At 71.2% G+C, this 11,864-nt stretch carries 10 protein-coding genes; 5 read left to right on the forward strand and 5 right to left on the reverse strand.

Annotation, left to right across the window (positions count from 1 at the left end):
- Nucleotides 1–115 precede the first annotated feature (115 nt).
- From KUM44_RS02890 to KUM44_RS02905, 4 genes are all read left to right on the forward strand, one after another.
- The gene (locus tag KUM44_RS02890; RefSeq protein ID WP_217206004.1) at nucleotides 116–2,191 is read left to right on the forward strand and encodes a SpoIIE family protein phosphatase; all 2,076 of its coding nucleotides are present in this window, start codon (nucleotides 116–118) and stop codon (nucleotides 2,189–2,191) included.
- A 132-nt stretch (nucleotides 2,192–2,323) separates the two neighbouring features.
- Nucleotides 2,324–4,771 carry a SpoIIE family protein phosphatase gene (locus tag KUM44_RS02895; RefSeq protein WP_217206005.1) on the forward strand — a complete coding sequence of 816 codons (2,448 nt, stop codon included), beginning with the start codon at nucleotides 2,324–2,326 and terminating at the stop codon, nucleotides 4,769–4,771.
- A 394-nt stretch (nucleotides 4,772–5,165) separates the two neighbouring features.
- Entirely contained in the window at nucleotides 5,166–6,557 is a 1,392-nt protein-coding gene (locus KUM44_RS02900) for a family 2B encapsulin nanocompartment shell protein (RefSeq protein WP_308402463.1), read from the forward strand.
- A 76-nt stretch (nucleotides 6,558–6,633) separates the two neighbouring features.
- Nucleotides 6,634–7,893: a cysteine desulfurase gene (locus tag KUM44_RS02905; RefSeq protein WP_308402465.1), complete on the forward strand. Its 1,260-nt coding sequence runs from the start codon at nucleotides 6,634–6,636 to the stop codon at nucleotides 7,891–7,893.
- Nucleotides 7,894–8,540: 647 nt separating this feature from the next.
- Here KUM44_RS02905 and KUM44_RS02910 read toward each other — a convergent pair.
- Nucleotides 8,541–9,254 carry a VOC family protein gene (locus KUM44_RS02910; protein ID WP_217206006.1) on the reverse strand — a complete coding sequence of 238 codons (714 nt, stop codon included), beginning with the start codon at nucleotides 9,252–9,254 and terminating at the stop codon, nucleotides 8,541–8,543.
- Nucleotides 9,255–9,680: 426 nt separating this feature from the next.
- On the opposite strand from KUM44_RS02910, the gene KUM44_RS02915 reads away from it, so the two are divergent.
- Complete coding sequence (locus KUM44_RS02915) at nucleotides 9,681–9,932, forward strand: hypothetical protein (protein WP_217206007.1); 252 nt, start codon at nucleotides 9,681–9,683, stop codon at nucleotides 9,930–9,932.
- A 111-nt stretch (nucleotides 9,933–10,043) separates the two neighbouring features.
- On the opposite strand, the gene KUM44_RS02920 is transcribed toward KUM44_RS02915, so the two are convergent.
- The 4 genes from KUM44_RS02920 to KUM44_RS02935 form a co-directional block, all read right to left on the reverse strand.
- A complete protein-coding gene (locus KUM44_RS02920) occupies nucleotides 10,044–10,406 on the reverse strand; it encodes a metalloregulator ArsR/SmtB family transcription factor (RefSeq protein WP_217206009.1) in 363 nt (120 codons plus the stop codon).
- A gap of 157 nt (nucleotides 10,407–10,563) precedes the next feature.
- Nucleotides 10,564–10,914 (reverse strand): zinc ribbon domain-containing protein YjdM, encoded by a 351-nt coding sequence (locus KUM44_RS02925; protein WP_217206011.1) that lies wholly within the window; start codon nucleotides 10,912–10,914, stop codon nucleotides 10,564–10,566.
- Between the two features lie 36 nt (nucleotides 10,915–10,950).
- Nucleotides 10,951–11,352, reverse strand: coding sequence for an anti-sigma factor antagonist (locus KUM44_RS02930; RefSeq protein ID WP_217206013.1), 402 nt, complete (start codon nucleotides 11,350–11,352; stop codon nucleotides 10,951–10,953).
- A gap of 36 nt (nucleotides 11,353–11,388) precedes the next feature.
- Complete coding sequence (locus KUM44_RS02935) at nucleotides 11,389–11,799, reverse strand: ATP-binding protein (protein ID WP_217206059.1); 411 nt, start codon at nucleotides 11,797–11,799, stop codon at nucleotides 11,389–11,391.
- Nucleotides 11,800–11,864: the final 65 nt, after the last annotated feature.

The following is an 11,864-nucleotide window of genomic DNA, read 5'->3' on the forward strand; positions in this document are numbered from 1 at the left end:
ACGGATCACCCATGGTGTCGGCGGTGCCTCGCTCACGCCATGTGAGCCGGGCCACTTGCGGCCTAGGCTGTCCTTGAGCCTCCTGTGGTCAAGGGTGGTGAAGCGAGGTGCCCTGATGACCAGCGCGAGTCACCGCGGTGCACGTGCCCACGACGCGTTCGGCGAAACGCCGGATCTGCGCACGTACGCAGTCGGGCATGCCGGGGTCTTCCAGGATCTGCTTCCGCTCGCGCTGTGGGTGGTCGACGCCGAGGGGCGTCTGGCGCAGTGGTCGCTCGCCGCGCAGGACCTGCTGGGTCACACGCCGGAGGAGATGGTGGGCCAGGAGGCCAACCGCGTCCTCGTGCCCGAGGGGAACCGGGAGCTGGCCGACCGGCTCACCCGGACGGTGCGGTCGGGCGCGGCGGTGGTGGCACGGCTACCGGTCCGGCACCGCGACGGGACCCTGGTCGAGATGGAGATGTGGATCTGTCCGATCGCGGATGCGCGGGGGCGGACGGGTGTGCTGGCCATCGCTGCGGAGACCTCCGCGGTGGAGCATATGCGGGATGCGCTGGCGGCGCTGGAAGGCCTGTTCACCCAGTCCCCCATCGGTCTGGCCATGCTCGGCCCCGACCTGCGGTTCCTGCGGGTCAACGAGGCGCTTTCCCGGATCGACGGCGTCCCCGTGGCCGACCACGTCGGCAGGCGCGTGACCGAGGTCGCCCCCGGCGCCGGGGCACTGGAGTCGGTGATGCGGCAGGTCCTGGAGCGGGGTGAGGCGGTGGTCGACTTCCGCTACACCTCCGGCACGTCGGATGCGCGACGGACACGGACGTGGTCCTGCTCCTACGCCCCGCTGCTCGGCGGGACCGGCCAGCGGGTGGGCGTGATCGCCTCGCTGATCGACATCACGGAGGGGCAGCGGGCCCACCTGGAGGCGGAGCGGGCGCGGGGGCGTCTCGCGCTGCTGGCGGAGGCGGGTACCCAGATGGGTTCCACCCTGGATCTGACGCAGACGGCGCAGGAGGTGGTCCGCGTCCTGGTGCCCCGGCTGTCCGACTCCGCCGACGTGCAACTGCTGGAGGAGGCGATGGCCCCGGACGAGACCGCCGCGTCGGCGCACGGGGTGGTCCGCCGCGTCGCGGCGACGTTCACGGATCCGGCAGCGCCGGCCGACCTCCTCGCGGTCGGCATGACCCTGAAGATCCCGCCCGGCTCGATGTACGAGCAGCTCATCAGTGCCGGGCGTCCCATGAACCTCTACCTCAGGGACATCGGCCCGCTGATCAGAACCCCCGCCGCCGACCGGCTGCACGAGTACCTGCGCGCCCGCGTCGGGTCGGCTCGCCTGATCCCGCTGGTTGCGCGAGGCACCGTGCTCGGCGCGGTCACGGTCACCCGGACCCGCGATCGAGAGCCGTTCGACGACCAGGACACCCTACTGATCGACGAACTGGTCGCCCGGGCGGCGCTGAACATCGACAACGCGCGCATGTACAGCCGGGAGCGCGACGCCGCGCTCACCCTCCAGCGCAGCCTGATGAACCCCTCCCTGCCCACGGTCAGCGGACTGGAGCTCACCGGGCGCTATCTGCCGGCCGGCGATCACGAGGTCGGCGGCGACTGGTTCGACGCCGTCGCCCTGTCGGGCGGCCGGACCGCCCTGGTGATCGGGGACGTGATGGGGCACGGCATCCACGCGGCGGCGGTCATGGGCCAGCTGCGCACCGCCGTACGGACTCTGGCACGCCGGGACACTCCACCGGACCAGCTGCTGCGCGCCCTGGACGCCGCCGTGGCGGACCTGGGCGACAACGAGATGGCCACCTGCCTGTACGCCGTGCATGATCCGGCCACCGGCCACTGCGTGATCGCCAGGGCGGGCCACCCGCCGCCCGTGATCGCCGACGCGCGGGGACAGGTCGCCTTCCTGGACGGGGCGGCGGGCCCGCCGCTGGGCGTGGGCCGGCAGGACTGCGAGGTCCAGCGGGTGATCCTCGCGCCGGGCAGCCTTCTGGTGACCTACACCGACGGTCTGATCGAGACCCGGGGCACCGATCTCGACCAGGGCATGCGCCGTCTGGCGCAGGCGCTGCGGCACCCGGGCCGTCCGCTGGACCAGATCTGCGACGGCCTTCTGGCCCATGTCATGCCCGAGGTGGCGGACGACGACGTGGCGGTGCTGCTCGCCCGGACCCTGCGCCGGTGACACTGGCGAAGCGCGCTGTGCCCACCCGTCCGATACTGGGAGGGAGTCACCGCGAAGGCAGGCATGCGGGACGCGGGAGCGCCCGAGGGCGCCGCACGACGAGCCCCGCGCACGGCGCGAGATGGGTGGGCGATGCACAACACATCCCCGACGTCGCTCAGCGAGAGCCCGGAGGATCCGTTCTCGGTCCTCCGATCCGCGTCAGCCGTGCTGGACGACCGCGGACGGGTCGTCGCGTGGAGCGAACAGGCCACGGCACTGCTCGGGCACCGGGCCGACGAGGTGCTGGGCCGGCCCGTACGCGAGGTCCTGGTCGACAGCGAGGACCAGGCCTCGATCGACGAGGCGGCCGCCGTCTGCCGGCGGGAGGGCGGATGGTTCGGGCTGCTGCCGGTCCGGCACGGCGCGGGCCACCGCGTGTACGTGGGGTTCCGGGCCCGGCGGGTGCGACGGCTGGACTCCACCGTCGAGTGGCTCCTCGTCGGCTCGCTCGCCGAGGACATCGCTCAGTGGGAGATCGACCGGGCCGTGCTCGACGGTCTGTTCCGGCGGTCCCCGGTGGGTGTCGCGGTTCTCGGCCCGGACCTGCGCATCCTGCGGGTGAACCAGGCGATCGCGCGGTTCGGCGGACTGCCGCCCGAGGCATACCGCGGGCGTCGGGCCGCCGAGTTCCTGTTCGGTCCCGACGCCGATTCGGCTGAGGCGAAGCTCCGGTCGGTTCTCGAGACGGGCCGTCCCGTCATCTTCGCCGAGCAGCTGAGCCGGCTGCTGCACGACCCCCACCGGGAACTCGTCATCTCCATCTCCGCCTTCCGTATGCAGGACCCCTCCGGCAGGGTGCTGGGCGTCACCGAGATCGTCGAGGACGTCACCGACCGCCATCGGGCCCGTCGGCGCCTCGCGCTGCTCAACGAAGTGGGCGCACGGATCGGCAGCACCCTGGACGTGGCCAGGACGGCACACGAGCTGGCCGAGGCGGCGGTTCCCGCGCTCGCCGACGCCCTCTCGGTGGACCTGCTGGAACCCGTGCCGCGCGGGGAGGAGCCGGCCCCCGACGCCCGGGGCCCCTTGCGCAGGATGGCGGTGCGCAGCGTCCGGCCCGAAGCGCTGGAGGTGATGCATCCCGAGGGCCATCTGTTCTTCTTCCCCGACGAGACCGCCCCGGCCCGCTGCCTGGCCGAGCGGCGTCCGGTCCTCGATCCCCTCCTGGAGGACACCCACGGATGGTTGGTCGCCGAACCGCAACGGGCCGAGGCCGCGCGCGCGATAGGGGCCCACTCCCTGATGGTGGTACCGCTGGCCGCGCGCGGTCTCGTCCTCGGCCTGGTCTGTCTGTGGCGCTCCCAGCGGCAGGAGCCGTTCGAGGAGGACGACCTCACGCTGGCGGAGGAGTTCGCCGCCAGGGCCGCGGTCTGCATCGACAACGCCCGCCGCTACACCCAGCAGCACAACGCCGCGGAGGCCCTACAGCGCAGCCTGCTGCCGAGCGAGGTGCCCGAGCATCCGGCGGTCGAGACGGCGCACCGCTATCTGCCCGCGCATGCCTCCACCGGCGTCGGCGGCGACTGGTTCGACGTCATCCCGCTGTCGGGCCTGCGTGTCGCCCTGGTCGTCGGCGACGTCGTCGGCCACGGGATGCACGCCTCGGCGACCATGGGCCGGCTGCGCGCCGCCGTGCGTACCCTGGCCCATCTCGACCTGGCCCCGGACGAGGTCCTCGCCCGGCTCGACGACCTGGTGGACCAGTTGGCCACCGAGCAACGGCAGACCGACGCGAGCACCCCCCAGATCGTGGGCGCGACCTGCCTGTACGCCATCTACGATCCGGTCTCCCGGCACTGCGCCATGGCGCGCGCGGGCCATCCGCCGCCGACCGTGCTCGGCCCGGACGGCCAGGGCCGCCTGCTCGACCTCCCCGCCGGGCCACCGCTCGGCGTGGGCGGGCTGCCCTTCGAGACGGCCGAGCTGGAACTGGCCGAGGGCAGCCTGATCGCCCTGTGCAGCGACGGCCTCCTCGTGGCCGGCCACCGCGACATCGACCAGGGCCTGGCACTGCTGCGCTCCACGCTGGCCGGCCCCTTCCACTCGCTGGAGGACACCTGCAAGGCGGTGGAGGACGCGATGCTGCCGGACCGGCCCGCCGACGACGTCACGCTGCTGCTGGGCCGGACCCGGGTACTGGCGGCGCGGAACGTGGCCACCTGGCAGCTGCCGGCCGAACCCGCCGCGGCCGGCCGGGCCCGCACGCTGGTCCGTGACCGGCTGGCCGAGTGGGGACTGGAGGAGTTGTCCTTCACCACCGAACTGATCGTGAGCGAACTGGTCACGAACGCCTACCGGTACGCCGGCGGCCCGGTCCTGCTCCGCCTGATCCGCGACGGCCAGCTCATCTGCGAGGTCACCGACACCAGCAGCACCTCCCCCCACCTGCGCCAGGCCCGCGGCACCGACGAGGGCGGCCGCGGCCTGTTCCTGGTGGCCCAGCTCTCCGAACGCTGGGGCACTCGCTACGGCCGCAACCGGAAGACCATCTGGGCCGAGCAACCGCTGTCACCGCGTCAGGAGGGGTGGGCTGTCTGACCCTTCGGGCCTGGCGGCCGACCCGCCATGTCAGGGCCACACTTAGTTACGGATTCAGATAAGTACGCCCCGAACAGGCGTTGCATAAGCACTCCTTTAAGCTTCCAAAAGGAGCAATACGGGGCCAGAACAAGTCGTCCCTGGGCGGCGAACCGGGCACGGGCCCGCTCATCGCCACCGCGCCTGACGCATCGTCAGCCGTCGCCCGCCCTTGGGAGCGCCGCCCGGCGACGTGGACGGGGTGGCACGCGCACCTTCCCCGAGCAGAGCGTTTTCGGCCCGCGCGCTGCCGAGCGGTGGCCCATGCATCTTGTGAGGCCCTGTCCCCAGGCGCACGATCGGGCTCGCTCCAGCGGAAGTCCGCTTTCGGCACAGTCCACTTGAGGAGGCCCCCGTGACGACCGACCGCATCAGCCTCAGCCCCGAGGCCGCCCGGCAACTCGCGACGACCACGAAGACGACCCCGCAGATGCGCGGAATCACCCCGCGCTACCTGCTGCGCGCCCTGCCGTGGGTCGATGTCGAATCCGGTGTGTACCGCGTCAACCGGCGCCGCACCTACCTCCTCGGCGACGACCGCATCAGCAGCCACAGCGACGGCGGAAGTCCGCGAGTCGTTCAGGGCGACTTACGCGAGATCCCGTATCTGCGCGAATCCGATGACGCGCTCCTGGGCCAACTGGCCGACGCCTTCACCGAGACGAGCTTCGAGGCCGGGCAGGTGCTCGTCCAGGAGGGCGACCCCGCCGAGCACCTGTGGGTGATCGTCCGGGGCCGCGCCGAGAAGCGGGCGGCCGGGCGGTACGGCGACGAGGCACTGATCCAGGTCGTCGGCGACGGACAGTACTTCGACCTGGCGGCGTGGACCCGGGACGAGCCCATGCCGTACGCCGTCAAGGCCGTCACTCCCGGCGTCGCCCTGCGCGCCGAGCGTTCCGCGCTGGCCCGGCTCATGGAGCGCGACGAGACGCTGCGCGGGGCGGTGGAGTCGTACACCGCGGGCGGCGTGCCCGCACCAGGCACCGAGGCACCCGTCGACCTGAGCGGCGGTCATGTGGGTGAGGTCGATCTGCCGGGCACCTACGTCGACTACGAGGACGCGCCGCGCGAGTACCACATGACGCTCGCCCAGACGCGGATGATGGTGCACTCCCGCGTCGCCGACCTCTACAACGGGCCGATGGACCAGACGCGGACCCAGGCCAACCTGACCGTCCAGGCCCTGCGCGAGCGCCAGGAGAACCTGATGCTCAACCACCCCGACTTCGGCCTGCTCCACAACGTCCCGGCAGGTCAGCGCGTGCAGACTCGAACCGGCGCGCCCACCCCGGACGACCTGGACGAGCTGCTCGCGAGGGTGTGGAAGCAGCCCGCCTATTTCGTCGCGCACCCGCGGGCCATCGCCGCGTTCGGCCGGGAGTGCACGCGGCGGGGTGTGCCCCCGGTGACGGACAGCCGGTTCGGCAGCCCGCTGCTGACCTGGCGAGGCGTGCCACTGCTCCCCTCGGACAAGGTGCCGTGCCCGAACGGCTCGGGCGAGGCCGCCGGTACGACCGAGATCCTGCTGATACGGATCGGTGAGGCCGAACAGGGCGTCGTGGGGCTGCGCCCGGCCGGCGTGCCGGACGAGGTCGAACCCGGTCTGTCCATGCGGAACATGGGCATGGACCGCAAGGGCATCACGTCCTACCTCATGACGGCCTACTTCAACACCGCCGTGCTGGTGGACGACGCCATCGCCGTACTCCAGAACGTCGAGGTGGCCAAGTACCATGACTACGCCTGACGTTACGGCGCGGTCGATGGCCCCCGCCGGGTCTCCGCCCGTCCCCGGTCTCACTCCGCCGGCACCACCGCCGGCCGTGCCGTCCACCGATACCGCCGCAGCACTCCCACGCCGACCGGTCGGATTCACCGCCGAGTTCGTCCGCCACGACTTCCCGATCCTGCACCGGACCGTCAACGGCCACCCTCTCGTCTGGCTCGACAACGCGGCCACCACCCAGAAACCCCGTCAGGTCATCGAGGCGCTCGCCGCGTACTACGGCGCGGCCAACTCCAACATCCACCGCGGGGCGCACACCATGGCCCGGGAGGCCACCGAGGCCTACGAGGCGGGCCGGGCCGCGGTCGCCGGCTTCCTGGGCGCGCCGAGCCCGGACAGCATCGTCTTCGTGCGCGGCACCACCGAGGCGGTCAACCTCGTCGCGCAGAGCTGGGGCCGGGCCAACCTCGGGCCAGGGGACGACATCCTCGTCCCCGTCCTCGAGCACCACTCGGACATCGTTCCGTGGCAGATGATCGCCAAGGAGACCCGGGCCCGGGTCGTGCCGGTCCCGCTCACACCGGACGGGGAGATCGACCAGCACGCATACGCCGATCTGCTGTCCTCCCGCACCCAGCTCGTCGCGATCAGCCACGCGTCGAACGTCCTCGGCACCGTCCCGCCCGTCAAGGAGATGACGGCACTGGCCCACCGGTACGGCGCCAAGGTCCTGGTGGACGGCGCTCAGGCCGTCGCCCATTTCCCCGTCGACGTACAGGACTTGGACGCAGACTTCTACGCGTTCTCCGGCCACAAACTGTTCGCGCCGACCGGCATCGGCGCGCTGTACGTGAAGCCGGATCTCGTCTCCGGCATGGCGCCGTGGCAGGGCGGCGGCAACATGATCGAGTCCGTGGACTTCGGGCGGACCACATTCGCCCCCGCCCCGCACCGGATGGAGGCCGGCACCGGGCATATCTCCGGGGTCATCGGTCTGCTCGCCGCCGTCAACTGGCTGACGTCCCTGGACCGTGAGGCCGTCGCCGTATACGAGGAAGGACTTATGGCGTACGCGCTCCAGGCCCTCGCCACGGTCCCCGGCCTGGAGCTGATCGGCTCGGCGCCCGACCGGATCGCGGTCCTCACCTTCACCCTCGCGGGGCAGGACCCCACCACCGTCGCCGACTGGCTCGACCGCGACGGCATCGCCATCCGCGCCGGCCATCACTGCGCCCAACCAGCCCTCGCTCACTACGGATTGGACTCGGCGGCACGCGCCTCCTTGGCCCTCTACAACACCTCCGACGAAGTGGACCAGCTGGTCGCGTCCTTGCGCAGACTGCAACAGAGCACCTGACCACGGGAGGAGTCCCCACGGGGTCCGCACGGCCGGAACAGGCCGAGTGGACCCCGTGGAGTGCCAGTTGTCCGAGGAGGCCGGCGCGGTGGGTGGCCGCTGTCGTCGGGGCCGGGAAGCCGACGCCTGCCATGCCGAGGCGGTCGACGAGTTTTTCGATGACGGAGTTCTCGGCGGCGGAGCGGTCCGACAGGAGCGGCAGTTCGCAGTCGCGCTGCCAGGTGCGCTGTATGTCGCGGTCGTTCTTCCAGCGGACCTCGCGCAGGCTCTCCAACTGGAGCCGGCGGGCGGTGTCCCTGTCCATGCCCGCGTGCGACCACCTGGAGGTCGCTTCTCGAAGTCTTTCCAGGTGCCGCGGGTTTCCGAAGGCGGAAAGCGGGGACCCGGCTGTCGTAACTCATGCGGGCGGAAGCAGTTTCACGAGCCGTACCGTGGCTGACGGATCTGAAGGAAGATGAAACGCCATGACTACGCAGGTCAGGAAGGCGAACACAGTACGTCGGCCCGAGACGGGGTGGGCGAAGGCCCGCCGCCTGCGTGGACGCGAGATCCGGACCTGCATACGGGCCATGGCGGCGGACGGGGACGGCGGACAGCGGAGGGCCGGTCCGGAAGACAACATCGTCAGGGGTGACGACTGAGCGACGTCAGCGGCGCCTGAGCACGCGGAACTCGTTGCCGTCGGGGTCGGTCAGCAGCACCGCGCCGTCCCCGCTGTGAGCGGAGCCGAGACGCTTCGCCCCGAGGGAGAGGAGGCGCTCGACCTCCTCCTGCTGATCGTCGTCCGGAGCGAGGTCGAAGTGCAGGTCTTTGCCGGGGTCCGGCATCAGCGGCGGACCGCCCCACGTGATCTTCGTACCGCCGTTCGGCGACTGGATGGCGGTCTCCTCGTCCTGGTCCCAGACGAGCGGCCAGCCCAGCGCCTTGCTCCAGAAGTAGCCCACGGCCTGTGAACCGTCGCAGGCGAGCGCTCCGATGAAGCCGCAGCCGGAGAGGAAGTTGTTGCCCGACTCGATGACACAGAACTCGTTGCCCTCGGGGTCGGAGAGCACCACATGGGAGGCGTCCGGCCCCTGGCCGACGTCGGTGAGCTGCGCGCCAAGGTCGAGCGCCCTGGCCACGGTCTCCTGCTGGTCCTGCGGGGAGGCGCTGGTCAGGTCGAAGTGCAGCCGGTTCTGGGCGACTTTCTGCGCGTGCGAGCGACGGAAGCCGAGGCGGTAGCCGGCGTCGTTCCCGGACAGCAGGGTGACGCCGTCGTCGGAATCCTCGGCCCTCTCCAAGCCCAGGACACCTGACCAGAAATGCGCCAGACGCTCGGGCTGGTGCGCGTCGAAGGAGATTGCGAACAGTCGGCTGCTCATTGCGCCACGCGTCCTCGGTCCGTTGAGTGCCGACGGTCGGCGAGTGCCGACGGCCGGCTGGGCGCCATGTCAACGCCTCGAACGAGGATCCTAGGGGCGGGTCGGCCTCCATCGCAGCCGAGTATTTCCGTGGCCCCGTGCGCCGGAGGCGTGGGAGACGGTCGCGCGGAAGACGTCCGCGTAAGGCCGAGCCACCGATGTCGTCGGTGCGACCAGCAGCAGCGGTTCGGTTCTCGTCCAGGGCCCTGGCGGGTCGGGCAGCCGCCCGGGTCACGTCGCCCGCTGGTCGGCCGCGAGGCATGCGCCGAACGCACCGGTAGCTCCATGTGCGCCCCCTGTTCGGGTGTTTGTGTGCACATCAGCGCTTCTCGCACGCGGGCAGGCGGCACACCTCTGGCGAGCACACACCTACCGAAGGAGACGCTTATGCGCACACGCACCGTGCTGGCCGCCATCGCTTTCGCCGGGACTGTTCTGCTCGGAGGCGCGGGCCAGGCCCTCGCCGACGAGCACGACGAGACGAGCGGCTTCGGAGTCGAGGCCCCGGGCAACTCGCCGGCCGCCCCCGTCTTCGGGCAGGGCAACTCCGGCCTCGACCAGGATGCGTCCGGCTTCGGCCAGGACGATTCGGGCTTCGGCCAGGACGCTTCGGGCTTCGACGAGGCCACCGGCATCTGAGGAAGAAGTCGACGCTTCATTCCCTGGCCCCGCACCTTGATGCCCTCGGTGCGGGGCAGGGGAGGTCGTTGGTACGGCCCCGCCTCGGTACTCGGCCTGAACGACGCCGGGCTAGGGACCGACGCCTGGGCGGGGTTCCGCCTCCCCCTGGCCACCCCGCAGATCGGCGAGCAGTTCCGCCTGTCCGGCCAGCACTCCGGACAGGATCGTGCGCGCCACCCGCAGCAGCTCGGCCACGTGCGGGCTGGTCAGCGAGTAGTACACGGTCGAGCCCTCCTTGCGGGTCACGACCAGGTTCGCCCGGCGCAGTACCGCGAGCTGCTGGGAGAGATGTGCGGGTTCGATGCCGATCTCGGGCAGCATTTCGGCGACGGCGTGCTCCCGCTCGCTCAGCAGCTCCAGAACGCGGATACGGGCCGGATGGCCGAGCGTCTTGAAGAACTCGGCCTTCAGTTGGTACAGCGGCGTGCTCATCGTGCCGTCGCCTTCCCGGCACCACAGCACGGCCCCGTCGGCCGGGCCCCGGTCCCTCGCATCCACCCACTCGTCACGGACATGCGGTCCATCTTCGCCTGTGACTCGGTCGGCGCCGAACCCGCGTGGAGGAACCGGACAGGGGCAGGCCGGGACGTCAGGCCTTCTTGACCACGCTGGACTTCAGCTGCATGGCGCCGAAGCCGTCGACCTTGCAGTCGATGTCATGGCCGTCCACGCCGTCGACGAGGCGGATGTTGCGCACCTTGGTGCCCGCCTTGATCCCGGTCGGGCTGCCCTTGACCTTCAGCGATTTGATCACCGTCACGGTGTCTCCGTCGGCGAGCACGTTGCCGACCGAGTCCCTGATCGCTTTCTCCGCGCTGTCGCCCTCGGCCTCGTCGGCCGGTGCCCACTCGTGCCCGCATTCCGGGCAGACCAGGAGCGTGCCCATCGGGTAGGTGTGGACGCTGGAACATTCGGGGCAGGAGGGAAGCACTTCACTCATTGCACAGTCCTTTTGGATCACTCGATCGGGATGGTGTCAGCCGGCCGGCCAGCCGTCGGTGCGCCAGGCCTGCTGGTGGCCGTCGTCCGCGGCTGCGCGGTGCCGGGTGTGGGTCGCGAGGGCGGTGGCCAGGTCTTTGTGGACCGGGATGTCGGGGCAGTCGCCGTCGGGGACGAGGGAGCCGTCGGCGGGGATCGCGGCGAGTTCCAGGCTACGGCCGGCGTCGGCTAGGCGGCGGGCGCCCTCGATGATGGCCAGCCGGCCCTCGGTCGACCAGCCGCGCAGTCCGGTCAGGTCGAGGACGACCGGGCCGGTGCCCCGGGCGACGACCCAGCCGACCGCTCCGCCGAAGCGGCGCGCCGCCTGCGGGCCGAGATGACCGGCGACGGACAGCACCGCGAAGGTGTCCTCGACGGCGTAGTGCCACTCGATGGTCATGATGGTGAACTTCCTTGCGTGTGCTGCCCGTTGAGGTCAAAGGGGCAGGGTGATCCAGATGCTCTTGCCGTCGTCGTCACCGTGCACGGCCGCGGTGCCGCCGAGTTGCCGGGTGAGCTCCACGACCGTGCCGAGACCGGTGCTGCTCCCGGCCTGGTGCAGTGGCGGCTGGTGGGCGTGCCGGTCGTGCACGGCGAAGGCCAGATGGCTGCCACTCGCCGCGTACATCACCATGACCTGCGGGGACTCCTCGGCGGCGTGCCGGACGCTGTTGGTCACCAGTTCGCTGAGGATCAGCAGTGCCGCGTCCACGACGGGCCGGTGCAGCCCTATCCCCCACTCGACCAGCGCCTGCTCGGCGGTCTCGCGGGCGAGGCGGACGGCGGACGGCTCGTTGGGCAGCGTGAGCACATGCCGGTACGGAAGGGCATCGAGAACGGAGCTCATCATCTCTCCATGCGGGCGGCTCGGATGCCGGCCACAGTCGTGGGGTGCCGGCACGGCAGGCGTCG

Source organism: Streptomyces sp. AC550_RSS872 (assembly GCF_019049285.1).
Lineage (GTDB): Bacteria > Actinomycetota > Actinomycetes > Streptomycetales > Streptomycetaceae > Streptomyces.

Coding starts and splice junctions, on each gene's coding strand:
- KUM44_RS02890 (WP_217206004.1), top strand. CDS start 116: ATGACCAGCGCGAGTCACCGCGGTGCACGTGCCCACGACGCGTTCGGC.
- KUM44_RS02895 (WP_217206005.1), top strand. CDS start 2,324: ATGCACAACACATCCCCGACGTCGCTCAGCGAGAGCCCGGAGGATCCG.
- KUM44_RS02910 (WP_217206006.1), bottom strand. CDS start 9,254: ATGAGCAGCCGACTGTTCGCAATCTCCTTCGACGCGCACCAGCCCGAG.
- KUM44_RS02915 (WP_217206007.1), top strand. CDS start 9,681: ATGCGCACACGCACCGTGCTGGCCGCCATCGCTTTCGCCGGGACTGTT.
- KUM44_RS02920 (WP_217206009.1), bottom strand. CDS start 10,406: ATGAGCACGCCGCTGTACCAACTGAAGGCCGAGTTCTTCAAGACGCTC.
- KUM44_RS02925 (WP_217206011.1), bottom strand. CDS start 10,914: ATGAGTGAAGTGCTTCCCTCCTGCCCCGAATGTTCCAGCGTCCACACC.
- KUM44_RS02930 (WP_217206013.1), bottom strand. CDS start 11,352: ATGACCATCGAGTGGCACTACGCCGTCGAGGACACCTTCGCGGTGCTG.
- KUM44_RS02935 (WP_217206059.1), bottom strand. CDS start 11,799: ATGAGCTCCGTTCTCGATGCCCTTCCGTACCGGCATGTGCTCACGCTG.